The 23,765-nt window shown below is 65.6% G+C and carries 23 protein-coding genes, 1 tRNA gene, 1 pseudogene and 1 riboswitch; of the genes and pseudogenes, 11 read left to right on the top strand and 14 right to left on the bottom strand.

Annotated elements, in window-relative coordinates; translation table 11 throughout:
* Positions 1-36: 36 nt before the first annotated feature.
* Positions 37-510 (top strand): YaiI/YqxD family protein, encoded by a 474-nt coding sequence (locus IEW49_RS01480; protein WP_188641015.1) that lies wholly within the window; start codon positions 37-39, stop codon positions 508-510.
* Positions 511-754: 244 nt separating this feature from the next.
* Positions 755-2,170, top strand: coding sequence for a hypothetical protein (locus IEW49_RS01475; RefSeq protein ID WP_188641014.1), 1,416 nt, complete (start codon positions 755-757; stop codon positions 2,168-2,170).
* A gap of 140 nt (positions 2,171-2,310) precedes the next feature.
* On the opposite strand, the gene IEW49_RS13210 is transcribed toward IEW49_RS01475, so the two are convergent.
* Positions 2,311-2,442 (bottom strand): hypothetical protein, encoded by a 132-nt coding sequence (locus IEW49_RS13210; protein WP_268235611.1) that lies wholly within the window; start codon positions 2,440-2,442, stop codon positions 2,311-2,313.
* Entirely contained in the window at positions 2,439-2,843 is a 405-nt protein-coding gene (locus tag IEW49_RS01470) for a DUF6632 domain-containing protein (RefSeq protein WP_188641013.1), read from the bottom strand. Before IEW49_RS01470 ends, IEW49_RS13210 begins: the two co-directional genes overlap by 4 nt.
* A 299-nt stretch (positions 2,844-3,142) precedes the next feature.
* Here IEW49_RS01470 and IEW49_RS01465 point away from each other — a divergent pair, with 299 nt between their 5' ends.
* Complete coding sequence (locus tag IEW49_RS01465; RefSeq protein ID WP_188641012.1) at positions 3,143-3,880, top strand: SpoIIAA family protein; 738 nt, start codon at positions 3,143-3,145, stop codon at positions 3,878-3,880.
* Here IEW49_RS01465 and IEW49_RS01460 read toward each other — a convergent pair.
* The 4 genes from IEW49_RS01460 to IEW49_RS01445 form a co-directional block, all read right to left on the bottom strand.
* Positions 3,877-4,485: a hypothetical protein gene (locus IEW49_RS01460; RefSeq protein WP_188641011.1), complete on the bottom strand. Its 609-nt coding sequence runs from the start codon at positions 4,483-4,485 to the stop codon at positions 3,877-3,879. The two genes, IEW49_RS01465 and IEW49_RS01460, sit on opposite strands and share 4 nt — an antisense overlap.
* Positions 4,486-4,604: 119 nt before the next feature.
* Positions 4,605-4,934 (bottom strand): cystatin family protein, encoded by a 330-nt coding sequence (locus IEW49_RS01455; protein ID WP_188641010.1) that lies wholly within the window; start codon positions 4,932-4,934, stop codon positions 4,605-4,607.
* Positions 4,934-6,844, bottom strand: a complete 1,911-nt coding sequence (thiC, locus tag IEW49_RS01450) for a phosphomethylpyrimidine synthase ThiC (RefSeq protein WP_188641009.1) — start codon at positions 6,842-6,844, stop codon at positions 4,934-4,936. Before thiC ends, IEW49_RS01455 begins: the two co-directional genes overlap by 1 nt.
* A gap of 39 nt (positions 6,845-6,883) precedes the next feature.
* A riboswitch (TPP riboswitch) is annotated at positions 6,884-6,992 on the bottom strand.
* A gap of 33 nt (positions 6,993-7,025) precedes the next feature.
* The gene (locus IEW49_RS01445) at positions 7,026-7,823 is read right to left on the bottom strand and encodes a response regulator transcription factor (RefSeq protein ID WP_188641008.1); all 798 of its coding nucleotides are present in this window, start codon (positions 7,821-7,823) and stop codon (positions 7,026-7,028) included.
* Positions 7,824-7,946: 123 nt separating this feature from the next.
* Between IEW49_RS01445 and IEW49_RS13235 the strand changes: the two are divergent.
* From IEW49_RS13235 to IEW49_RS01435, 3 genes and pseudogenes are all read left to right on the top strand, one after another.
* Positions 7,947-9,014 (top strand): annotated as a pseudogene (locus IEW49_RS13235) (hypothetical protein); the annotation flags it as partial.
* Between the two features lie 57 nt (positions 9,015-9,071).
* The gene (locus IEW49_RS13085; protein ID WP_229658035.1) at positions 9,072-10,325 is read left to right on the top strand and encodes a hypothetical protein; all 1,254 of its coding nucleotides are present in this window, start codon (positions 9,072-9,074) and stop codon (positions 10,323-10,325) included.
* An 80-nt stretch (positions 10,326-10,405) separates the two neighbouring features.
* On the top strand, positions 10,406-11,092 hold the full coding sequence (locus IEW49_RS01435; protein ID WP_188641006.1) for a DUF6445 family protein: 687 nt from the start codon (positions 10,406-10,408) through the stop codon (positions 11,090-11,092).
* A 12-nt stretch (positions 11,093-11,104) separates the two neighbouring features.
* Here IEW49_RS01435 and IEW49_RS01430 read toward each other — a convergent pair whose 3' ends face one another.
* Both IEW49_RS01430 and IEW49_RS01425 read right to left on the bottom strand, forming a co-directional pair.
* Positions 11,105-11,656, bottom strand: a complete 552-nt coding sequence (locus IEW49_RS01430) for a hypothetical protein (RefSeq protein ID WP_229658034.1) — start codon at positions 11,654-11,656, stop codon at positions 11,105-11,107.
* A gap of 40 nt (positions 11,657-11,696) precedes the next feature.
* Positions 11,697-12,113: a secondary thiamine-phosphate synthase enzyme YjbQ gene (locus IEW49_RS01425; protein WP_188641005.1), complete on the bottom strand. Its 417-nt coding sequence runs from the start codon at positions 12,111-12,113 to the stop codon at positions 11,697-11,699.
* A gap of 80 nt (positions 12,114-12,193) precedes the next feature.
* Here IEW49_RS01425 and IEW49_RS01420 point away from each other — a divergent pair.
* From IEW49_RS01420 to IEW49_RS01410, 3 genes are all read left to right on the top strand, one after another.
* Positions 12,194-12,267 (top strand) — tRNA-Gly (locus tag IEW49_RS01420).
* Between the two features lie 72 nt (positions 12,268-12,339).
* On the top strand, positions 12,340-12,888 hold the full coding sequence (locus IEW49_RS01415) for a hypothetical protein (protein WP_188641004.1): 549 nt from the start codon (positions 12,340-12,342) through the stop codon (positions 12,886-12,888).
* 116 nt (positions 12,889-13,004) lie between these two features.
* The gene (locus tag IEW49_RS01410) at positions 13,005-13,466 is read left to right on the top strand and encodes a Dps family protein (RefSeq protein ID WP_188641003.1); all 462 of its coding nucleotides are present in this window, start codon (positions 13,005-13,007) and stop codon (positions 13,464-13,466) included.
* A 7-nt stretch (positions 13,467-13,473) separates the two neighbouring features.
* On the opposite strand, the gene dinB is transcribed toward IEW49_RS01410, so the two are convergent.
* Complete coding sequence (gene dinB / locus IEW49_RS01405) at positions 13,474-14,610, bottom strand: DNA polymerase IV (RefSeq protein WP_188643042.1); 1,137 nt, start codon at positions 14,608-14,610, stop codon at positions 13,474-13,476.
* A 66-nt stretch (positions 14,611-14,676) separates the two neighbouring features.
* Between dinB and IEW49_RS01400 the strand changes: the two genes are divergently transcribed.
* Together IEW49_RS01400 and IEW49_RS01395 are read left to right on the top strand one after the other, a co-directional pair.
* Positions 14,677-15,945 carry a multidrug effflux MFS transporter gene (locus IEW49_RS01400; protein WP_188641002.1) on the top strand — a complete coding sequence of 423 codons (1,269 nt, stop codon included), beginning with the start codon at positions 14,677-14,679 and terminating at the stop codon, positions 15,943-15,945.
* Complete coding sequence (locus IEW49_RS01395) at positions 15,942-17,435, top strand: glycerol-3-phosphate dehydrogenase (RefSeq protein ID WP_188641001.1); 1,494 nt, start codon at positions 15,942-15,944, stop codon at positions 17,433-17,435. Before IEW49_RS01400 ends, IEW49_RS01395 begins: the two co-directional genes overlap by 4 nt.
* Here IEW49_RS01395 and IEW49_RS01390 read toward each other — a convergent pair.
* The 5 genes from IEW49_RS01390 to crtY all read right to left on the bottom strand — a co-directional run bounded on the left by IEW49_RS01390 (position 17,432) and on the right by crtY (position 23,700).
* Positions 17,432-19,324: an acetyl/propionyl/methylcrotonyl-CoA carboxylase subunit alpha gene (locus tag IEW49_RS01390; RefSeq protein WP_188641000.1), complete on the bottom strand. Its 1,893-nt coding sequence runs from the start codon at positions 19,322-19,324 to the stop codon at positions 17,432-17,434. The genes IEW49_RS01395 and IEW49_RS01390 overlap by 4 nt on opposite strands.
* Before the next feature lie 44 nt (positions 19,325-19,368).
* Positions 19,369-20,301 carry a phytoene/squalene synthase family protein gene (locus IEW49_RS01385; RefSeq protein ID WP_229658033.1) on the bottom strand — a complete coding sequence of 311 codons (933 nt, stop codon included), beginning with the start codon at positions 20,299-20,301 and terminating at the stop codon, positions 19,369-19,371.
* 83 nt (positions 20,302-20,384) lie between these two features.
* Positions 20,385-20,966, bottom strand: coding sequence for an LOG family protein (locus tag IEW49_RS01380; RefSeq protein ID WP_188640999.1), 582 nt, complete (start codon positions 20,964-20,966; stop codon positions 20,385-20,387).
* Complete coding sequence (locus IEW49_RS01375) at positions 20,963-22,507, bottom strand: phytoene desaturase (protein WP_188640998.1); 1,545 nt, start codon at positions 22,505-22,507, stop codon at positions 20,963-20,965. Before IEW49_RS01375 ends, IEW49_RS01380 begins: the two co-directional genes overlap by 4 nt.
* Complete coding sequence (crtY, locus tag IEW49_RS01370; protein ID WP_188640997.1) at positions 22,504-23,700, bottom strand: lycopene beta-cyclase CrtY; 1,197 nt, start codon at positions 23,698-23,700, stop codon at positions 22,504-22,506. Before crtY ends, IEW49_RS01375 begins: the two co-directional genes overlap by 4 nt.
* Positions 23,701-23,765 lie beyond the last annotated feature (65 nt).

The following is a 23,765-nucleotide window of genomic DNA, read 5'->3' as shown; positions in this document are numbered from 1 at the left end:
TTTGCAGCGGATTCTCGCACGCCTAGACGAGGGACCATGAGCGCCCCCGAGACCACCCCCCCAACCATCCTGGTCGATGCCGATGCCTGCCCGGTGAAGGAAGAGATCTACCGCGTCGCCGAGCGCTACGGCGCGCAGGTCCGCGTGGTCAGCAACAGCCCCTTCCGCGTACCGGTGAGCGAGCGGGTGAGGCGCGTGGTGGTGAGCGACGGCTTCGATGCGGCGGACGACTGGATCGCGAAGCACGCGGACGCCCGCAGCGTGGTGATCACCGCCGACATCCTGCTGGCCGAACGCTGCCTCAAGGCGGGCGCGCGCGTGCTCAAACACGACGGAAACGAATTCGACGCCGCCAGCATCGGCAGCGCCATCGCCACCCGCGCGATCATGGAAGACCTCCGCGCCGGAATGGACGGCATGGGCGGCGGCCCGCCGCCCTTCGGCAAGGCGGACCGCTCGCGATTCCTGCAGGCGCTCGACCGGGTGCTGGTGGGGATGGAGAAATCCTAGCTGGCAGTAAAACGCTCAACGGCCCAGCTCGCGACGCAGTGAAGGGAGAAGCCCCTCCGCAAGGCTCGCCAATCACGAGGTGGTCGCGCTCCACACCGCGCCTAGCGAGCTTAGGGTGTAGTTGGGGAGATGGGGGGGCGGCCGACTAGCCATACTGGCGATAGAATTTCATTTGCCTCGCGATTTTCCGCGCAGCACGAACTCCGCTTTTCCACTATTTCTGGAATCCTTCACTTCAAGAATAATGGCTCCGTGGTATGTAATTAGGATGCTATCCTTCTCAGCCGAATTTCCCCTCAAGTCTGGAACCCCGTCGGATGTGCTTTCCTGCATCGCCACTTGGCTTCGAGGTTCGCCGCACCGAGTTTTAGCCGTTGAAGATATTGAAAAGCTAGCGACCGGGGAAAAGGAAAAGATCGAAGCCAAAAGTCAGACTGCCGAAGTCATCAATCTCAAAGGTTCCACTTCAGTTGGCCTAGGAGCAAAACACACCGCGATAGATCACGGCATCATCTATTCGACCACCGTCGTTAGCAGAGTATGGAATGACGCCACGTGGGTAAGCATTCGAACAGATCGAGCTAGCATTGACACACATATCAACTTGCGTGAAGCTCAGAAACCGCAAATTATTAAACTGCTACTGAAGCATTTAAAAGGTGGGTTGGATGGAGAACTTTGGGTTCGTGACAAGCCGCATCTGATCACGAATGCTGATCAAAATATGGCGATTAGGTTGCTAAATGGCGACTCGGATAATCACATACCAGTCGTCTACCTCAGTCGCACATTTCGGGACGAGCTAGCTTGCGATCCGTTGGCATTAGCGCGCCATCTGGGTGGTTTAGCGCATGTTGTCGTCGAACCTTCACGCTCTTTCTCTAGAGAGATACAGCCCTTCACTAACTCTCGAAATGCATATGGTGGCGCCGTCGGAGTGTATCTGCCCACAGGACAACGTTCTCTTATCATTCCAGATAACGAGGACGAATGGAATGTCCGAAAGCGTGCATCGGAGGTTGTCCGGGCTTCATTACTTACGCGCCTCCCGATAGCGGGCTTTTCTTGGGCCGATTTGGAGGCGGAAAAAAGTCGCCAAAATATCGAAGCACTTAAAGTCGCCGGATCCACTGACCTTGACGCATTTGTAAGGGAGTTCGACGCCGAAAATCAGGCATTGAGAGACCAGAATGAGGCACTGAAAGTTGAGATTGGGAAGCTAAAAACTGAGGTGCAAAATCTCAATGCAGTCTCATCAACCAGTGGGGCGGGCGTCAAAAAACCCATCGCAGTCCAGGATTATTTCCCCGGAGAAAGCGAACAGTTTCTTAAGGATGCCGTAGAAGCAGCCTTGAAGCAGGTCGTGTCAGGCAGTCGACGCGAAGCCGTACTGCAAGAGTTTTTCGATCGGATGCGATCATCGGATGAGTTTTTACGACGCAGGAAGGCGCTCAAAGAAACTTTATCGAGTTCAGATGACCTTGATGCAAAAGCAACAAAATTACTGCAGGAATTCGGTTTCTCAATCACTTCTGATGGAAAGCACCATAAGTTAACTTATCATGGCGATCCAAAGTTGACGTTTACCATGTCTAAAACCTCAAGCGACTGGCGTGCTGGAAAAAACATGGCGAGCGAGATAATCAAGAAAATCTTCTAGTCACCCTCCGGCACATACGGCTTCCCGCTTTCTCCCGATACACCATGCTCATTTGTGCCTTGCACGCCTCCGCGCCCTGAGCGGACGCTCCGACTCTCTCCATCCCTTGCGCGCTAACTCGGTCGCCTGACACATCTCCCTCACTCGATCTCGCGGCGCTCGGTAAGTTCCATCCCCTCCTCCGGGTTGCCTTCCCAGCGCGTGCCGTCGGTGAGTTCGATCTCGAGGTTGAAATTGTGGCCGGCGACGACCTGCACCTGCGCTTCGATCACGCGGGCGAGGCGCTCGCCGCCGCGTTCTCGCGCTGGGCCTTCGGCAGCAGCACGGCGAAGGCCACCGTCACCAGCAGCAGCGCGGGAACGTCGCCCAGCAGGTGGCCGCGTTGCATCGGATCGCCCATGGCCTGGAATGCCATGATCACCGCGTGGACCGCGCTGGAGATCGCCGTGAACCAGATCAGCGAGGCATGGGCGAGCGGAGCGCGCGCGGCGGCGATCAGGAACACGCCCAGCGTCGCATAGACGCCGAGGATCATCACGTAATAATGCGAGGCCGTGGCCGGCCCCTCGTGCCAGGTCCAGCCCGCAGGCCACACGATCGACAAGGGCCAGATAAGGCAGAACACGGCGCCGAAGGCGACGAGCAGGATTTGCAGCAGGCGGGTAGCGGACATGACATGCGTCCTCTCTCTTGGAGGCGCGGCCCGTGCAGGGGTGTCTGCCCTTTCACCAGCGCGGTCAATCCAAATCGCACGCCTTCATACCCCATCACCCACCTGCCTGCGCTCGGTCAGCTCCATCCCGCCCGCCGTTTCGTCCCACACGGTGATCTGCCGGCTTGTGCCGTCGGTCGGTTCGATTGCGCGGTGGAAATCGTGGCCGGTCGGGCAATGGCGGTCCTATTTGATCCAGCGCAATGACAGGGCGGCTCCGGGCGCGGATAACGGGGCACCGCAGCGGAAGGAGACAGTCCATGATCGATATCGACCAGACGCATGAAGGGTTCGTGATCCTGCGTCCCGAGGGCGCGCTGTCGAAGGAGGATTTCGCCGGGCTCGCCGCGGCGATCGACACGCGGATCAACGAGACCGATGCAGTGCCCAACCTCGTCATCGTGCTCGACAAGCTGCCGCACTGGGACAGCCTCGGCGCGCTTTCGAGCCACTTCAATTTCGTCAGGGTCCACCAGAAGGTGGTGAGGAAGGTCGCGGTGGTGGGCGATTCTCCGCTGCTCTCGATCGCGCCCGAGATCGCCAATTTCTTCGTCTCGGCCAAGGTCCGCCGCTTCCCCTCCGCCAAGCTCGAGGACGCCAAGGCCTGGGCCCGCGCCGAAGCCGACGATCCGGGCCGGTTCGAGCCGATCGAGGGCCTGCCGCGCGATGTCGTGGCGGTGCGCGCGGTGGGGATCATCACCGGCGAGGACTATCGCGAGACGCTCAAGCCGATGGTCGAGGAGAAGCTCAAGGAGCACGACAAGCTCAAATGCCTGGTCGTGCTCGACGACGACTATGCGACCTATACCGGCGACGCCGCTTGGGAGGATACCAAGTTCGACTTCGGCCACTTGACCGATTTCCGCCGCGTGGCGCTGGTGACCGACGTCGAATGGATGGCACGCGCGGCGCGCCTGTTCGCCCCGCTGATGCCGTACGAGTTCCGGCTGTTCCCGGTGGCCGAGCTGGACGAGGCGAAGAGCTGGATCAAGCGCTAGGGCGCGCCGCCTTCCTTCGCTTCCCCCTCGACATCTTCCGGGCCGAGCCCCAGACGCTTGCGCCAGTCGATCCGCGCGAGCAGCACCAGCGCGACGAGCATCGCCACCTGCAGCGCGATGCCGAGCGGGCTGGTCAGCTCCTCGCGCAGCACCTCGCCCATGTCGGTCGAGCCGAGCTCGCGCGCAGTCAGGCCGTAGATCGAATAGGACACGATCCGCCCGGCGAAAAAGGCCACGGTGAACGGCAGGAGCGGCAGCCGCGCGAGCCCCGCGGCCTCGAACAATTGCGCCGACGGCACCGGCGAGAGCGCGAATAGCCCGAGCGCGAGGATCCCGCTGCGGCGGCGCCGCTCGAGCGCCTGCCGCGCCGCGTCGAGGTTCGCGCGCAGCCGCGCCGACAGGAAGCGCGTGCCCAGCGCGCGGGTCGCATGGCCGAGCCCGAAGCGCCCGGTCGCCGCCGCCAGCGCCCCCAGCCCGACCAGCGGCAGCAGTTCGATCTCGCCGCTGAAGGCAAACAGCGCAATGATCGACCAGGTCGGCGGCCCGAAGGCCGGGAGCAGGTTCACGCCGAGGACCACGGCGAAGAAGAGCAGGTACGCGTCCAACGCCAGCAGCCCCGACGCGCCGTTACTTGCCCGAACCGGCGGCGAGGGAACCGTCCGCGTTCTGCCGGGTGGCACACTCGCGCACTTGCAGCGTGATCTTCAACGATCCTCTCCCCATTTCACGTGATCTCGCGGCTTTCCTTGAGCTCCCACTCGGCCTCGGTGTTATACAGGGCGGTCACCTCCCAGCGAGTGCCGTCGGTAAGTTCGATTTCGAGATAATAGGCGAGGCCCGCAATCACCTGGTGCTCGGCTCTGATCACGCGGGCGAGGCTGGCGCCGTCGCGGTCGAGGGCGCCCGCGGCGAAGCGCGCGGCTTCGAGGACCATTTCGCTATCGGCCGACACCGTTTCGATCCCGCCGATCTCGTCGCTGCTGTCGTCGCAGCCCGCGAGCGGGGCGGCCAGCCACACGACGCTAAGCGCCGTCAGGGGCCAGCCGCCGCGCATCACTCGGCCTCGCCCTCGGGCAGGTAGAGCTTGTCGCCCTTGGCGCGGTAGACTTCGCTCATCTTTTCCATGCCCTCGCGCGCCTCCTCGGCCTCCGCGTCGCTCGTATCGCGCTTGATGTTCTCGCTCGCAAGGTAGCTGTCCGAATTCTGCTTGGCGGCGAATTCACGCACTTCCTGCGTGATCTTCATCGAGCAGAACTTGGGCCCGCACATCGAGCAGAAGTGGGCGGTCTTGGCGCCCTCCGCAGGCAGGGTCTGGTCGTGATACTGCTCGGCCGTGTCGGGATCGAGGCTGAGGTTGAACTGGTCGCGCCAGCGGAATTCGAAGCGGGCCTTCGACAGCGCGTCGTCGCGGACCTTGGCCGCCGGATGCCCCTTGGCGAGGTCGGCGGCGTGGGCGGCGAGCTTGTAGGTCACCACGCCCACCTTCACGTCGTCCCGGTCGGGCAGGCCGAGGTGTTCCTTGGGCGTGACGTAGCAGAGCATCGCGGTGCCGTACCAGCCGATCTGCGCCGCGCCGATGCCGCTGGTGATGTGATCGTAACCCGGCGCGATATCGGTGACGAGCGGCCCGAGCGTGTAGAAGGGCGCTTCGCCGCAGGCCTCCAGCTGCTTGTCCATGTTCTCCTTGATCTTGTGCATCGGCACGTGGCCGGGGCCCTCGATCATCACCTGCACGTCCTCGGCCCAGGCGCGCTTGGTCAGTTCGCCCAGCGTGTAGAGCTCGGCGAACTGGGCTTCGTCGTTGGCGTCGGCGATGGAGCCGGGGCGCAACCCGTCGCCGAGCGAATAGGCGATGTCGTAAGCCTTCATGATCTCGGTGATCTCGTCGAAGCGTTCGTAGAGGAAGCTCTCCTTGTGATGCGCGAGGCACCATTTCGCCATGATCGAGCCGCCGCGGCTGACGATGCCGGTGACGCGCTTGGCGGTCATCGGGACGTAGGGCAGGCGCACGCCGGCGTGGATGGTGAAATAGTCGACGCCCTGTTCGGCCTGTTCGATCAGCGTGTCGCGGAAGATCTCCCACGTGAGGTCCTCGGCAATGCCGCCGACCTTCTCGAGTGCCTGGTAGATCGGCACGGTGCCGATCGGGACGGGCGAATTGCGAATGATCCATTCGCGCGTGTCGTGGATGTTGCGACCGGTGGAGAGGTCCATGACGGTGTCCGCGCCCCAGCGGATCGACCAGACCATCTTGTCGACTTCGTTCGCGACGTCGGAGGCGACTGCGCTGTTGCCGATATTGGCGTTGATCTTGACGAGGAAATTGCGCCCGATCGCCATCGGCTCGGTTTCGGGGTGGTTGATGTTGTTGGGAATGATCGCGCGGCCCCGTGCCACCTCGTCGCGGACGAATTCGGGCGTCACGTAATCGGGCAGCGTTGCGCCCCAGGGCTGGCCGTCATTGCGCGCCTCGAACCGCGCGGCTTCATCACGCAGCATTTCGCGGCCGAGGTTCTCGCGCTCGGCGACATATTCCATCTCGGGCGTAATGACGCCCTGCCGCGCATAGTGCATCTGGCTGACGTTCTTGCCCGCTTTCGCGCGCAGCGGGCGCTTCACGACGTTGGGATAGCCGGGCACGCCGCCGCTGCGATCGGGGCCCAGCTGGCCGTTGTCCTCGGGCCTGACTTCGCGCGCGTCGTATTCCTCGACATCGCCGCGCGCCATGATCCATTCGCGGCGCAGCTGGGGGAGGCCCTTGTTGATGTCGATCGTCGCATCCGGGTCGGTGTAGGGACCGGAGGTGTCGTAGACGCGCACCGGCGGCTCGCCGCCTTCGAGGTCGATCTCGCGCATGGCGACGCGTACGCCGCTGCCGCTTTTCGCCGCCACATGCACCTTGCGGCTGCCGCGGATCGGCCCGGTGGTGACGCCGATTTCGATATGCGAGTTGATGTCGGCCATGCGCTGCTACTCCTTGAGGCGGAGCGGAAGCGGTTTCCTGGCAACCAGACCAGCCACTCCCTCCGCCGATGCTAATCGGTTCAGGTTCGACGGGTCGGAGGGCGCGACGCCTCCCTCTCAGCCTGCGCAGGCTCCCCGGGGTTGGTTCGGGTGTAGGGGTTAAGCGGCGCCGCGTCCAGCGTCACAGGATGCCGTAGAGATAGCCCTTCGCAACGGCCTCGGCGAGCGTCTGCGCGCCGAGCTTGCGGCGCAGAACGGCGAGGTGCGCGTCGACAGTGGGCACCGCGATATCGAACCGGTGCGCGATCTCCTGACGTTGCGCCCCTGCGGCCAGCATGCCGAGGATGTCACGCTGGCGGCACGAGAGATCGTAGCCGAAGCCGTCGACCGTGGCGTGGAGCCGCGGCATCATCCTGTCGAGCAGCGCGAACGAGGCGACCTGCAATTCGGCAAAACGCTCACGCGCCACGGCGCCGCCATCGGCCTCGCGATTGGCGAAGACGAAGCCGAAGAAGCGGGCGTCCTGCGCGCCCGGGGCCATCGGCGCATTGCCGATCATCGCCACCCCGTCGCCGATCCCGTGGCGCGCGCATTCCGCCTGTACATGGCGCGAAGCGGGATTGAACGCCTCAACCTCGTCGAGGAACCGCAGCCCGACATCGAAACTCGCGAAGGGGCGAGCGGGCGACAGGGTTTGAGCCTTGAGCAGGACGTAGTCGTCCTGCGCCAGATCGTGGGTGAATTCTTCGATGAAGGCCGAGGGCAGTCGCGTACCGTTGAACTCAACCACCTCGCCCTTGCTGGCGGCGGCGAGTTCGAAGCCGCCGAAATTGCAGTGCTCCACGCCGACCGAGTGAAGGTACTCGTAAAACCAGCGACTGTATCGTTTCCCGGCATCGGGCATCGCCCGGTCGTGCGGCGCGACGCTCGCCAGCCTGGTCAGGAAATCGAACAGCTCGGCACTCTTCGCGGCGCCCAATTTGCCCCTCCTTTATCCCCTTGAACTATAACTTGTTCTAGGTTGCGGGCACTCTGTCAAATCCTGACCCTTCCTGACCCGCGCCGCGCTCCGGCGCGGCGGGACAGAGGAAGGGACGCAACGATGACGAAATCCGCAATTCTCCGCACCACTGCAGCCGCCGGGGCGCTCGGCCTCGCCATGCTTGCCACCGCCTCGCCGGTGCGCGCTGAGGAGTGTTTGCTGGATACCTACAATGATGGCGTGTCACAGTCGACAAGCTACGGAGGGGGTTCCAATTCTGATCGAGACGGCAATGCAACGTCTGGCGGAACAGCCGCCTCAGGCAGCCCGTCGCATTTGCAAGCTGGCGATACGCCCGGCAATCCCACAGACACATCGAATGACAATTCTCTGGCCTGTGGTGTAAACGCGACCGCAGACGCCGAGTTCGCAACCGCAATCGGCGCACAATCGAATGCAGCGGATTACGCAACCGCCGTCGGTTACGGCTCTGCAGCGACCGGGCAGGATTCCTTGGCAGTCGGGCGTATTGCCGGAGCTTCGGGGCAGAATGCCATCGCAGTTGGGACAAATAGCCGTGCGGCAGGGCGGGATGCATCCGCATTAGGCGCCAGCTCGAACGCGGCAGCACAATGGGCGATCGCCATCGGCAACGTCTCATCAGTAGATGGCACATCCCGCGGTGGTATAGCCATCGGGGTGTTCGCCGATGTCCTTGGTGGATCGTCAGCCGCAATTGCCGTGGGAAACCGGGCACAAGCGACCGGAACTGGCGCGATAGCAATCGGGGGTGGTAGTGCCGATAATGGTTCAGATGCGACACAGGCCTCCGGGAACAGGGCTATAGCCCTTGGCAATGGCAGTGGATCTTCGGCCGAAGACAGCATCGCATTTGGCGCGGGATCGTTTTCGACTGCAGTCGGCTCGGTAGCGATCGGACAGGGTAGCAGGGGTGTCGGTGAGTCGGCAGTTGCGATCGGCGCCACGGCACAGGCGACCAAAACAGGGGGTGTCGCCTTAGGGTTCAACGCCTTCGGCACCGGCGAGGCTGCAGCGGCCATCGGCGATTCGGCGCGGGCGCTCGCCACCGGCTCGCTCGCCTTCGGTGCAAGTGCGAGGGCCTCGAATTCGCGCGCCATCGCAATTGGGCAAGATGCCGCCGCCACCGCAGGGGATTCCGTCGCCATCGGCGCAGGCGCACTGACATCGAATGCCGCAGGCGCCGTGGCCCTCGGAGCGGACTCCGTGGCGAACGAGGCGCTTACCGTGTCCTTCGGCCGGGCGTTCGACGACAACGGCACGCCCGGCGATCCGGGCGACGATACCGCCGCCATCACCCGCCGCCTCGTCAATATCGGCGACGGGATCGATGCCAGCGACGCCGCCACCAAGGGCCAGCTCGACGCGGCCATCGCCGGGGTGTCCGGCTCCGCCGCCACCGCGCAGTCGCGCGCCGACGATGCCTTCGCGCTGGCAACCACGGCCGACAGCAAGGCCGACGACAACGCCACGGCCATCGCAACCAATTCCGGCCGCATCGACACTATAGACGCGCGCAGCAATTCGGTCGCCATCGGTGGGGGATCGAGCGCTGCGAGCGCCGGTGGGACGCAGGGCACGGCGCTCGGCTCGGCCGCGGCGGCATCGGGCGAGGAATCGACCTCGCTCGGCGCGGCGACCGAGGCGGCAGGCCTGCGCTCCACCGCAGTGGGTCGCGGGGCCTTCGCCGACGGGGTGCAGACTTCCGCCATCGGCACCGGATCGAGGGCCACCGGGGTCGGCTCTTCGGCGATCGGCGGGTTCTCCGCCGCCTCGGGCAATTTCTCGACCGCGCTCGGCTATGCGAGTTCGACCGTCGCAGCGCAGGCCGTCGCGGTCGGATACCAGGCGCAAGCCCGGGACGAGAATGCGACCGCGATCGGCACACAGGCGCGCGCCGAATACGCCAAGTCGACCGCCATCGGCTACGCTGCGGTCACCACCGCCGCCAACCAGGTCGTGCTCGGCGGGGCGGGATCGTCGGTGGTGATCGGCGATCTCGACGCCTCGACCGCGGCGCAGGAAGGCCCGGTCGACGTCGTGACGGTCGACGCCAACGGCGTGCTCGGCAAGCAGCAGGTGGCGACCGCAGCTTCGGTCGCCGCCGTGCGCGCCGACATGGGCTATATCGCCGCGGTCACCGATGCGCAGTTCCAGGCGCTCTCTTCAGACGTCTCCGCGCTCGGCGGGCGGGTCGATGCGCTCGGCTTCCGGCTCGACCAACTCGACCGCTCGGCGATGGGCGGGATCGCCGCCGCCGCCGCGCTCGGGAGCGCGATCGCCCTGCCCGACAAGGCCTTCACCATCGCGGGCAACGTCGCCACCCATGGCGGCGAGCAGGGATATGCCGCAAGCTTCACCGGCCGCGTCAGCGACAGCTTCGCGATCGGCGCGGGGATCGCCGGCAACACCGGCGACGACGAGGTCACCGCGCAGGTCGGCTTCGCCTTCGGGTTCTGAACGGGCGCGGAGCGGGCACCGAAGACGCCCGCTCCGCTTCGCCGTTTGACTTGCGCACCGCTCCCCGCCACGCCTTGCGCATGGCGACGCGGCAACAGACCCCGGTCAAGGTCCACCAGTTCGGGCGCGAGCGCGAACCGGTGGTGGTGATCGACGACTTCAGCGGGATCGCCGACCAACTCCTCGCGGCCGGGCGCGCGGCCGAATATCGCGAAGGCGGTGCGAGCTACCCCGGCATCCGCGCGTGGTGCGTACCGACCTACCTCGATCGCCGCCGCGACCTCATGTTCCAGCTGATGCAGCGTATCTTCGGCTTTCGCCAGCGGCTCGCGCTCGACGTGTCGACGTTCTCGCTGGTCACACTCGCCGAAGACGAGCTCGCCCCGCTCCAGCGGATCCCGCATTACGACCATGCGAGCGACGAGGTGATCGCGGTGATGCATTACCTGCTCGGCCCCGAAAGCGGCGGCACCGCTTTCTACCGCCACCGGCGGACCGGCTTCGAAACGATTACCGAGGAGCGCGAGCCCGCCTACAATGCAGCGCTCGAGGAAGACGAGCGCGAATACGGCGGGCCGCCCGCGCGCTACCATTACGGCGACAGCGATCGCTTCGAGATGATCGGCGAGGTCGAGGCCCGACCCGACCGGCTCGTACTCTATCGCGGCAGGCTGCTCCATTCGGGCGTCATCCCCACCCCGCAGGCGCTGAGCGACGATCCGGAGACGGGCCGCCTGACAATCAACATGTTCCTGCGCGGGGCCTAGCCACCCGCCGATTCAGGGGATCTGCCTGGCGTTTAGCCGCGGATTGAGCCTGGAAACGTGGTTCAGCCATTCCTTGGGCTTGCGCCGCAGCTCCCACGGATAGCTGACCTTGATGCCCACCATCTGCGCGATGCGGCCGACGAAGTGGATGCAGTTGCGATTGTCGAGATCGTAGCCCTTGCCCGGCGCGTCGCGCCACACCTTCATCTCCTGCACCACCGCGCGATACATCGCGTCGCTGATCTGCACAGTGAAATGGCGGTTGGTCGAGGTGATGTATTTCTGTTCTTCCTCGAAGATCCCGTGCTCGACCGGACCCATCAGCACCGAAGGCCCGATGCTCTTGGCCGAAAAGCCGTAATTCTCGTTGATCTTCTGGCCGGTTGTTTCAAGCGAGCCTTCAAGCACGATGAAGGTGTGCGGGTAGCGGCCGCCGAAATACGAGCCGTTGAAGCTGTGGAACGACAGCATGACCTGCGCCTGCGCGGCCTGCGGCAGGGCGAAGAAAAACGCGGCGAAAAGCGCGAGGATCGCGCGGCGGAAGGAAGGCGATCTGATCTGCATGGGCGGCGCGATACCAATTTTCCGCCCTTTGGTCAGCCCTCTATTCGCCCAACAAATGTAGCGCGATCTCGCGCCGGTGCGGTGCCGCGCGATGTTCGGCGAGGAACACGCCCTGCCAGGTGCCGAGCGCCGGCGCCCCGCGCGCGACCGGGATCGACAGCGTCGTGCCGGTAAGGACCTGTTTCAAATGCGCGGGCATGTCGTCGGGCCCTTCGCAATCGTGTTCGTAGTCAGGGCCCTCCGGCGCGACGCGTTCGAGCCACGCCGCGAGGTCGCGCTTGACCGCGCCGGCGGCGTTTTCGGTGATCAGCAACGAGGCCGAGGTGTGGCGGCAGAAGGCGGTGAGCAGCCCGGTGTCGATCCCGCTCGCCGCGACGAATTCGCACAGCCGGTCGGTGAATTCGACAAACCCCTTGCCGCCGGTCTCGATTGTGATGGTCTCGCTCGCCTGTCGCATAATGCTCCCGCCCTAGTCGCTGGATATTGACGCTGGCCCGCACACGCGGCAAAGCCCGCGCCCTGCCCGATGGCAGCCTCGCGGGTGTAGCTCAATGGTAGAGCAGCAGCTTCCCAAGCTGACGACGAGGGTTCGATTCCCTTCACCCGCTCCATCTCCACCCGCCCCATCTCCACCCGCTCGACATTTCGTTCCATCGCCGGGCGTTTGCCTGTAGCGCGTCAACATGGCCGCGCTGATGTTCGCTTTCGTCGCTGCGTTTCTCGTCACCATGGGGGCGCGGGACCAGGTGCTGGTGTCCGATCTCTCGGCGAAGGGGCACGGCGCGGCGCTGCCAGTCGGGGTGGTGGCCGGGTGGGCGGCTTCGGCGTTGGCGGGATACGGCGCGGGCTACGTGCTCCCGGCGCTGGTGCCCGATGCGCGCGATATCATCGGCGCGGTGGCGGCGATCTTCTCGGGCCTCGAACTGCTGCTGCTTCGCCCCGGGCGCGCGCCGAAGGAACCGACCCATTCGGTCGGCGCGGCGAGCCTCGTGCTGATCGCGCACCAGATCACCGATGCCGCGCGCTTCCTCGCCTTCGGAATCGGCGCAGCCTATGCCGCGGCGATACCCGCCGCGATGGGCTGCGCGGCGGGCGGGACTATGGCGCTCGGCCTCGGCGCGCTCGGCGTGGTCGACCCGCGCGCGCGCTGGATCGCCATCGGGCGGCGGATTTTCGCCGTGGTCCTGCTGGTCCTCGGGCTCTGGCTCGGGTGGCAAGCCCTGCCCGATTAGCCGGCGAATGCCAATCGTCTATGGCGATCAACCACAGCGCAAATATTGATGGACCCGATTTTCCGCCAGCCCGTTATCCTTGTGAAACCGATATAATCGAAACAAGGGACCCCATCATGGCCAAGAGTGGCGACAACTCGAAAAAAGCCGTCAACGAGCAGCTGAACAAGCTGCTCGCCGATCACTACGCATTGTTCATCAAGACCAAGAATTTCCACTGGCACGTCCAAGGGCCGCGGTTTCGCGACCTGCACCTGCTGTTCGACGAGCAGGCCCAGGAAATCATCGGGGTGACGGATGCGATCGCCGAGCGCGTGCGCAAGAACGGCGGTACCACGCTCACCTCGATCGGAACGATCGCCAAGCACACCCAGATCGCCGACCAGGATCGCACAGGATTCGACCCGCAGGAGATGGTCCGCGAGCTTCGCGACGACAACCGCACGCTGGTCGACCAGATTCGCGCGGTGAAGGCCGAGGCGGAAAAGGCCGGCGACAACGCCACCGACGGGCTCAGCGACGACTGGACCGACATGGCCGAGGAGCGCGCCTGGTTCCTCGATTCGATCGCCGCCTAGGCCGCGCTCAGAACAGGTCCAGCTGGTCCGCGGCGCTCGCGCGCCTGGTCTTCGTTACCCCTTCGAGACCAGACAGCGTGAGCCCCATCAGGCGGATCGGCAGCGGAAGCGGCAGTGCGTCCTCGAGCAGGATGCGCGCCGCTTCCGCGAACATCACCTTGTCCTCGACTGGGCGCGGCAGCGAGCGCGCGCGGGTCTGGATGCGGAAATCATTGTACTTGAGCTTGAGCGTGACGGTCTTGCCGCGGGCCTCGTTGCGCTCGATCCGCTCCCACACGATGTCGATGATCCGGTCGAGCGTGTCGCGCAGTTCACCGGGAGCGTGGATATCCTCGGAAAAGGTCCGCTCGCCGCCGACCGATTTGCGGATCCTGCTCGATCGCACCGGGCGCAGGTCGATCCCGCGCGCGGCCCGAAAGAGATAATCGCCGAAGGACCCGAAATGCGCGGCCAGCCATTCGCGATCCTTCGCCGCGAGGTCGGCGCCGGTGGCGATCCCGAGCTTCGCCATCTTCTCGGCACCCTTCGGCCCGACCCCGTGAAACCGCCGGACCGGCAGCGACTGGACGAAGGCGGCGCCCTCGCCCGGGCGGATCACGCACAACCCGTCGGGCTTGTTCTGGTCGCTCGCGAGCTTGGCGAGGAACTTGTTGTAGCTCACCCCGGCGCTCGCGGTCAGCTGGGTTGCCTCGCGGATTTCGGCGCGGATGATCTCCGCGATGCGCGTCGCGCTGCCGATCCCGTTGATGTCGGCGGTGACGTCGAGATAGGCCTCGTCGAGGCTCAGCGGCTCGACCAGCGGCGTGTGGCGCTGGAAGATTGCGCGGATCTGGCCCGAGACCTCGCGATAGACGTCGAAGCGCGACTTGCAGAAGATCAGGTCGGGGCACAGCCGCCTGGCGGTGACTGAGGGCATCGCCGACTTCACCCCGAACCGCCTTGCCTCGTAGCTCGCCGCCGCGACCACGCCGCGGCCCGACGATCCGCCGACCGCCACCGGCTTGCCCCGCAGCTCCGGGTCGTCGCGCTGCTCGACGCTGGCGAAAAAGGCATCCATGTCGACATGGATGATCTTGCGCAGGCCGCCTTGTGCGGCCTCCCCATCCTCGTCGGATTCAATATCGGGGGAATCGATCTGCACCATCGCACGCGAGAATAGGGTCGGCACTTGCAAAGCGGAACCGTTGGTTGCACTTGCCCTTTTGTGCACATGCGAACGAATTCCGAACCGAGCGGAGAAACCAGGCCCGCTCCCCGGGGCGCGAAGCGCAAGCCAGTCGGCGAACGTGAGCTGATCTGGATGATGGCGCTGCTGATGGCGCTCAATGCGTTCGGCATCGACGCCATTCTCCCCGCGCTGGACACGCTCGCCACCGATCTCGGAGCGGCCGGCAACGATCGCCAGTACATCGTCGGCGCATACCTGCTCGCCGCGGGGATCGGCACGCTCGTGCCGGGCGCCTTCGCCGACCGCTATGGCCGCCGCCCCGTCCTGTTCGTCGCCTTGGCCGCCTATATCGCGCTGTCGATCGCCTGCGCGCTCGCCACCAGTTTCGAGATGCTGGTGACGCTGCGCGCGATCCAGGGTTTTGCCGCGGCCGGGATCATCGCGCTCCCCCCGGCGATCATCCGCGACAAGGTGGGCGGCGACAAGATGGCGCGAATGATGAGCCTGATCTTCGTCATCTTCCTGCTCGTGCCCGCTGTCGCGCCGAGCATCGGACAGGGTATCCTGATGATCGTCGGCGACTGGCGGATGATCTTCGTCGCGATGGCGATCGCCGGCGTTGGCATGAGTCTGTGGGTTTATACCCGCCTCGCCGAGACGCTCCACGAGGAAGATCGGCAGCCGATCATCATCCCCAAGATCGTCCGCCACATGACCCACGCGGTCACGCTGCGCGAGACTATCGGTTACACCCTCGGGAGTGCACTCGTCTTCGGCGGGCTGTTCGGCTTCATCAACTCCTCGCAGCAACTGATCGGAGAGGCCTTCGGCGCGGGCGACAAGTTCCCGCTGATCTTCGCGATCTGCGCGGGCTGCATGGCGCTCGCCAACTGGTCGAATTCGCGGATCGTCGAACGCTTCGGCGCGCGGCGGGTGAGCCACATCGCGCTGTTCCTGTTCATCGCCGTCGCCGCGGCGCAGGCATGGTTCGCGAGCCAGCCGGGCGAGACGCTGTGGACCTTCGTGCCGCTGATGGCCGCGAACATGAGCCTGCTCGGCTTTATCGGGGCCAATTTCGGCTCGATCGCGCTGCAACCCTTCCGCCACATCGCCGGCGCGGCATCGTCGGCGCAGGGTTTCCTGCGGATGACGAGCGGCGCGGCGCTCGGCGCGGTGATCGGCCAGGCCTATGACGGGACGGCGCTGCCGCTCGCGCTGGCATTGCTCGCCACCGCGGTCATCAGCCTCGCTTTCGTGCTCTTTTCCGAACGCGGAGAGCTGTTCGGTCCGCCCCAACCGGAGACGCCGTGACGCAGCCCGACGACATCGCCCCCTATGATCTGGCGATCATCGGCGGCGGCGTGAACGGCGCCGGGATCGCGCGCGATGCGGCGGGAAGGGGTGCGAAGGTCCTGCTCCTCGAAGCGCGTGACCTTGCCAGCGGAACGAGCTCGGCCTCGACCAAGCTCGTCCACGGCGGCTTGCGCTACCTCGAATATTACGAATTCGGCCTCGTGCGCGAGGCGCTGGGCGAGCGCGAAGTGCTGTGGCGGATCGCCCCGCATATCGTGCGGCCGATGCGCTTCGTGCTGCCGCATGACGAGAGACAACGTCCGCGCTGGATGCTGCGCGCCGGCCTGTGGCTATACGATCATATCGGCGGCAGGAGGACGCTCCCGGGCGCAGATGGCATCCGCCTCGACCGGCATGTCGCGGGCGAGGCCCTCGAGGCCGATTACACCCACGGCTTCGAATATTCGGACGGCTGGGTCGACGATGCGCGGCTGGTGGTGTTGAACGCGGTCGATGCGCATGAGCGCGGCGCGGTTATCCGTACCCATTGCCGAATGACAGCGGCCCGGCGCGAAAACGGCTTGTGGCATATCGAAGCGGGCGGCGAAGCGTTCTCGGCCCGCGCGCTCGTGAACGCCGGCGGCCCCGGTGCGAACGACATCGATCGGCTCGCCGGCCTCGTCCCGGCGCGCGGCCTCCGCCGGGTTCGCGGATCGCATATCGTCGTGCCCAGACTGTTCGAGCACGAATACGCCTACCTGCTCCAGCAGCCCGATACGCGAATCGTCTTTGCGATTCCCTATGAAGGTGATTTCACGCTGATCGGCACGACAGACGCCGATCACTCTGGGTCGCTCGAAGACGTTCACATCGACGCGCGCGAAACCGAATACCTGCTCGCCGCCGTCAATCGCAGCTTCCGCCGCGATGTAACGCGAAACGACATCGCCTGGACCTATTCGGGCGTGCGCGCGCTGGTCGACGACGGATCGGGACGCCCCGAGGCGGCGACGCGCGGCTATGAACTGCCGCTGTCGGACGAGGCCGACGGCGCCCCGGTGCTGTCGGTCTATGGCGGCAAGATCACCTCGTACCGCCACCTTGCCGAGGAAGCCGTCGATGCGCTGTCCAAACGTCTGCCCGCGCTCCGAGGCGGCCCCTGGACCTCGAAGACAGCACTGCCCGGCGGCGACTTCGCCGCGACCGAGCAGCCGGCATTTATCGCCGAGTTGAACGCACGGTACCCGTTCCTTTCGCCCGCCGACGCCACCCGCATCGCGCGAGCCTACGGCACGCGTGCTGAATGGTGGCTCGAAGGCGCGAAGAACTGGGACGATCTCGGCATCGACTTCGGTGCCGGACTGACCGAGGCCGAGATCGCCTACCTTCAGGAAGCCGAGTGGGCGCGCAGCGCCGAGGACGTGTTGTGGCGCCGCAGCAAGCTCGGCCTGCATATGAGCGGAGCCGAGCGCGACGGGGTTGCGGCGTTCATGCGCGAAGGGGGTTAGTCGCCCTCGGGCTCCACCACCGCGAGCACTGCCTCGACCTGCACCTGCGCGCCTTCGCTGGCGGAAAGCTCGGTCACGGTCCCGGCGAACGGCGCGGTGAGCGCGTGCTCCATCTTCATCGCTTCGAGCACCATGAGCCGCTGGCCCGCCTCGACCTTCTGGCCCTCGGCCACGTCGAGCGCGATCACTTTGCCCGGCATCGGCGCGAGGATCGCGCCGTCGGCGGCGGAGGCTGCGCCGCCGGTATAACCGGGCAGGCTGAAGAGGAACGGATGTGCTTCCTTGTAGACCAGCGAACCGCCGTCGATCGTGGTGGCGAACCCGGTGGCGCTGACGCATTCCTCGAGCTCGAGCGTGCGCGCCTCGCCGCCATGCTGGACCGTGATGCGCGGACTTCCGTCGCGGTTGAGGCGGAAACCGCTGGCGCTACCCCACGGTCCCGAACCGGGTTGCTCGCTGGCGAGATAATAGGGCGCGAATTCGTTGAGCGCGGCGACCTGCCATTCATTCTCACCCAATTCGGGCGCTTCGGTCAGCGCGTCGCCGCGATCGGCGATCAGGCCGGTGGTCATCTCGCCGGCACGGAATGTCGGGTCGTTGAGGCAGGCGAGCAGGAAGGCTGCATTGGTCCGCACCGGCCAGACGCGAACCGCATGGAGCGCCGTCGCGAGTTGCAGCATCGCATCGTCGCGGTCTTCGCCCCAGGTCACGATCTTGGCGATCATCGGGTCGTAATGCGGGCTGACCTGGTCGCCCTGCTCTACGCCGGTCTCGATCCGCGCCAGGCCCTCGTCGAGTTCGAGCAGATCTAGCTTGCCGGTGGAGGGCAGGAAACCCGTGGTCGGATCCTCAGCATAGAGCCGCGCTTCGACCGAATGTCCGTTGATCGACAGTTGGTCCTGCTCGAGCGGGATCGGTTCACCGCCCGCGACGCGCAGCTGCCACTCGACCAGGTCGACGCCCGTGATCTCTTCGGTCACCGGGTGTTCGACCTGCAAACGGGTGTTCATTTCCATGAAGAAGATGCGATCGGCGCACAGGCCTTCGCTCGCATCGGCGATGAATTCGATCGTGCCCGCGCCCTCGTAATCGACCGCCTTGGCGGCGCGCACTGCGGCAGCACAGATTTCCTCGCGCGTGGCCTCGTCCATCCCCGGCGCGGGGGCTTCCTCGATCACCTTCTGGTGGCGGCGCTGGAGCGAGCAGTCGCGCTCGAACAGGTGGACGACATTGCCGTGGCCGTCGCCGAAGACCTGTACCTCGATATGGCGGGGCGAGGTGATCCACTTTTCGAGCAGCACCTCGTCGTTGGAGAAGCTGGCCTTGGCCTCGCGCCGGCAGCTTTCGAGAGCGGCCGCGAAATCCTTCGCCGCATCGACCTTGCGCATGCCCTTGCCGCCGCCGCCCGCGACCGCCTTGATCAGCACCGGATAACCGATCGCGTCGGCTTCTTTCTGCAGACGCTCGACCGACTGGTCCTCGCCCTCGTAGCCCGGGGTCACCGGCACGCCCGCCTCGCGCATCAGCTTCTTGGCAGCGTCCTTCAAGCCCATCGCCTCGATGCTCGACGGCTTGGGGCCGACCCAGGCCAGCCCGGCATCGATCACGGCCTGCGCGAAGCCGGCGTTCTCGGACAGGAAACCGTAGCCCGGATGGATCGCATCGGCGCCGGTCTGTTTCGCCGCGGCGATGATCTTGTCGCCGACGAGATAACTTTCGGCGGCGGGCGAGGGGCCGATATGTACCGCCTCGTCCGCGCTGCGGACATGCAGCGCGTTGGCGTCGGCATCGGAATAGACCGCGACGGTGGCAATCCCCATCTCGCGCGCGGTGCGGATGATGCGGCAGGCGATCTCGCCGCGATTGGCGATCAGGAGCTTTTCGATCATGCGGAGGCGCTAGCGTCCCCCGCGTTCCGCATCAAGCGAGCGCGTCACCACCCCTTGAGCGGGCGGATCAATTCACGGCTGTAGATCGGCATCTGGTCGGGCTCGTGCGGGTTGTTGCGCAGAGCTTCCCACCAGGCCGCGATGATATGCCAGAGCTTTTCCGGACCCGAGACCACGACGCGCTTGTTCCATGCCAGCTGGCCGCGGTCGAGCACCTTGCGCCCGATCGCGGTATAGATTCGCGCCGCCGCCAGCACCGCCCAGCGATCGCGGAAACCGAGCCTAGCCGCGCCGAGCCGCGCGGCATCGGCGTGCCGGTCCATCATCCGGACCAGCTTGGCCACGACCGCGGCAAGCTTGAAGCGGTTGTGCGGCTTGGCGTGTTCGCCCGGCTTGATATCGGCCTCGGCAAGCCATTCCTGCGGCAGGTAGCAACGCCCCGCCGCATCGTCCTCGACCACGTCGCGCGCGATATTGGCGAGCTGGAAGGCGAGCCCGAGGTCGCAGGCGCGATCAAAGACCCAGGCATCGTCGGGCGCCTGCATCACCCGCGCCATCATCACGCCGACCGCGCCGGCGACATGGTAGCAATAACGCATCATCTCGGCCTCGGTGCGCGGCTGCCAGCCCTGCGCGTCGAGCGCGAAACCGGCGATCACGTCGTCGGCCATGTCCTGCGTCAGTCCGACCTCGGCCGCGACCATGCCGAAGCTGTCGAAAGCGAGGTCGAGCGTCGGCTGTCCCTCGAGCGCGCGACGGGTCAGCGCGCGGATCGCCTGGACCTTGTCCTCGGCCTCTTTCGTGTCGTGAACTTCGGACAGCTCGCCACCGAACTCCTGTCCGTCGGCGAGGTCGTCGCAGCGGCGGCACCAGTGATAGAGCAGCCAGCTGCGTTCGCGCGTGTCGCGCCCGAACAGGCGCGACGCGGCGGCGAAGCTCTTCGAGCCTTCGCGGATCGCCCAGTAGCTTTCCTGCACCAGGTAATCGCGATTGCGCCCGCCGCCCTTGGCCGACGGGGTCTTTCGCAGGATGCGCGAGGGAGCGAGTAAGCGGGGTCGTTTCAGAGGTCGTCTGCCTTCATCGCGAAAATCGGGGTGTGCGGCTCATAATCCGCCATCGCCGTCAGGAGTTCCGGGATAGTCTCACGCGCGACGATGATGCCCTGGTGCGCGGGCCGGATGAAGCCGACCTCGATCATCTTGGCGTTGAATTCGAGCAGTCCGTCATAGAAGCCGAACGCGTTGAGCAGACCGACCGGGCTGCGGTGGTAACCCAGCTGCGCCCAGCTGACCGCCTCCCACAATTCGTCCATCGTGCCGACCCCGCCGGGGATCGTGACGAAGCCGTCCGAGAGGTCGGTGAAGGCCTTCTTGCGCTCGTGCATGCCGGGCACGACTTCGAGCCGGGTGCAACCGGTATGCGCGACTTCGGAGCCCACCAGCGCCTCGGGGATCACGCCGATCACCTCGCCGCCGGCCTCGAGCGCGGCATCGGCGACCGCGCCCATCAGCCCCAATCGGCCTCCGCCATAGACGACCCCGATCCCGCGCGTCGCGAGCGTGCGCCCGACCTCGCGCGCGAGCACGATATAACGCGGGTCCTCGGGCGTGGCCGAGCCGCAATAGACGGCGAGACGCTTCATGCGTGCAGGTCCTCCAGCATCAATCCCGCGGTCGCCTTGGCGCTGCCGATGACGCCGGGGATGCCGGCACCGGGATGAGTGCCCGCGCCGACGAGATAGAAATTGTCGATCACGTCGTCGCGATTGTGGCCGCGGAACCAGGCGCTCTGGGTCAGGATCGGTTCGAGGCTGAAGGCGCTGCCGTGATGGGCATTGAGATCGCGCGCGAAATCCTTCGGCGCGTAGGAAAACTTGGTCACGATCCGGTCTTTCAGACCCGGGATCAGCCGCCGTTCGAGCTCGGCCAGGATCCGCGCCTCGAGCTCGGGGCCCATCTCGTCCCAGTCGATCGGCAGCTTGCCCTGGTGCGCGACCGGAACCAGCGCGTAGAAAGTGCTCATCCCCTCGGGCGCCATCGAGGGATCGCTCACGCTCGGATGGTGGAGGTAGATCGAGAAATCGCGCGGCAGCACGCCGTGTTTGTAGATGTCGTCGAGCAGCCCCTCGTAGCGCGGGCCGAACAGGATCATGTGGTGCGGGATCCCGGGCCACGCGCCTTCGATCCCGAAATGGACCACGAACAGGCTCGGGCTGAAGCGCTTCTTCGCGAGCGATTTGGCGTATTTCTGTCCGCGCGCGTTCTTGCCCAGCAGGTCGCGATAGGAATGCATGATATCGGCATTCGAGGCGACCGCGTCGAAATGGCCGCTCCATCCGCTTGCGGTCTCGACGCCCGTGGCGTGCGCGCCCATCGTAGTGACTTCGGCCACCGGATCGCCCAGCCGCAGCGTCCCGCCGAGGCGTTCGAAATGCGTCACCATGCCCGCGACCAGGCGGTTGGTGCCGCCCTTCGCCCACCACACGCCGCCATCCTTTTCGAGCTTGTGGATCAGCGCGTAGATCGCGCTGGTTTCCATCGGGTTGCCGCCGACCAGCAGCGTGTGGAACGAGAGCGCCTCACGCAGCTTTTCCGACTGCACGAACTTGCTTACCATGGCGTAGACGCTGTTCCAGGCCTGGTTCTTGGCCAGCGCGGGCGCGGCCTTGAGCATCGACTTGAAATCGAGAAACGGCACGTGGCCGAGCTTGACGTAGCCTTCCTCGAACACGCGGGCCGAGTAATCGAGGAATTCCTCGTAGCCCGGATTGTCGCCCGGGGCGACGCGCTCGATCTCGGCGCGCAAGTGCGCCTCGTCGTTCGAATAGTCGAAATTGGTCCCGTCGGGCCAGTTGAGGCGGTAGAACGGGGTCACTTCCATCAGTTCGACGTCGTCGGCCATGTCGTGTCCGGTGAGCGCCCACAATTCGCGCAGGCAATCGGGATCGGTGATCACGGTCGGGCCGGCGTCGAAGGTGAAGTTGCCCGCGTCGGTCTCTCGCTCCCAGAAATAGGCACGACCACCGGGCTTGTCGCGTCCCTCGACCACGGTCGTCGCGATCCCGGCCGATTGCAGGCGGATCGCCAGCGCGAGCCCGCCGAAACCCGCCCCGACGACGCAGGCCGACTTGCCGGTGAGTTCGGGGATTCGGGGCTTGTCGAGGACGGGGGCTTGAGCGTTCATCTTGTCTTCCCTTGCATCGGGCGACCTGCCGAAAGCAAGGCCGGGATTGCGCGCGATACAGGTACGGGGGGCTTGCCGATCAATATGCGCGCCTTGTCGCGCAGGGTCGACTTGCCGGCATAGAACCGTTCGATCAGCGGCGGGGGAAGCTTGTAGAACCGCTCGAACACCCGCACGCGCTGCTCGGGCCGCGCGGCCTGGAACAGCATCCGGCCGAGCAGGCGATAGAACTTCGTGTCGCGCCAGTGCTCGCGCGCCTCGCGATCAATCAACGCCGCGAGCTGGTCGCCGGGGAGGTCGGCATTGTCGGCGATACGCCCGGCGAGACCGGCGGCATAGGGCAGCGTGTAGCTGGTCAGCGGATGGGCAAACCCGCCGCGCGCACCGGCAAGCACGACCCCGCCATGTGCGGACTGCTCCGCCCGAAAGGCACCGAAATCACCCCCGGTGACGACCGGCAATACGCCCGTCTCGTGGCCGACGATGCCGTAATCCCAGCCCTGCGCCGCGCAATAGGCGTCGAGCCGCGAGGACAGCGCGTCGCGGTCGAGCTTCGGACTGTCCTGGTAATAGGTGTCCTCGACGAAGATGTCGTTCGCGCTCAGCGGGAGGACGTAGACGAAGCGAAAGCCGCCGATCTGGTCGACCGTCGCATCCATGATGAAGGGGAGCTCGATCCCGTGCGGATGGGTGGTGCGCAGGTGCCGCCCCATGAAGACCTGCCAGCCCCCGGCCAAGTGCCGCGAGGGCGTGGCGGCGCGGCAATCCACCACCGCGCGCGCGGGAACCCGGGTCTGGTCGGCGAGCAGCACGTGATCTTGCGCGAGCGAGACCACTTCGATCCCTGCCTGGACCACCCCTGCGGGCAGTTCGCGGCGCAGCGCGCGGTCGAAATCGTGCGACGCCATCGAGCGATACGGGGTCTCGAGCGCGCGGTCGTAACCGGGAAACCCGACCATGTATCCGTCCCACGCCGCCTTGCGAAACGGCGCGAGCAACACCTTCGCCGGATCGTCGAGATCGGTTTCGAACCAGCTCCAGCGATGATTGCCGCCGAGCGTCGCGCCCTGTTCGAACAGCCGGACCCGCAGTTCGGGCCGCTTGTTGGCAAGCGCCAGCGCGATCAGCCCGCCCGCGAGCCCACCGCCCACAATGGCGACGTCGACGATACTTGCGGGGGCGCGACTGCTCATGGGGACAGATGCCTATGCACGGGGTCCAAGGAGCGCAAAGAAAAAGGCGCGCACCGTGTCGGAAC

Source organism: Pseudoblastomonas marina (genome assembly GCF_014641655.1).
In the GTDB taxonomy this organism is placed as follows: domain Bacteria; phylum Pseudomonadota; class Alphaproteobacteria; order Sphingomonadales; family Sphingomonadaceae; genus Alteriqipengyuania_A; species Alteriqipengyuania_A marina.
This window is presented reverse-complemented; position numbering and strand designations above follow the sequence as displayed.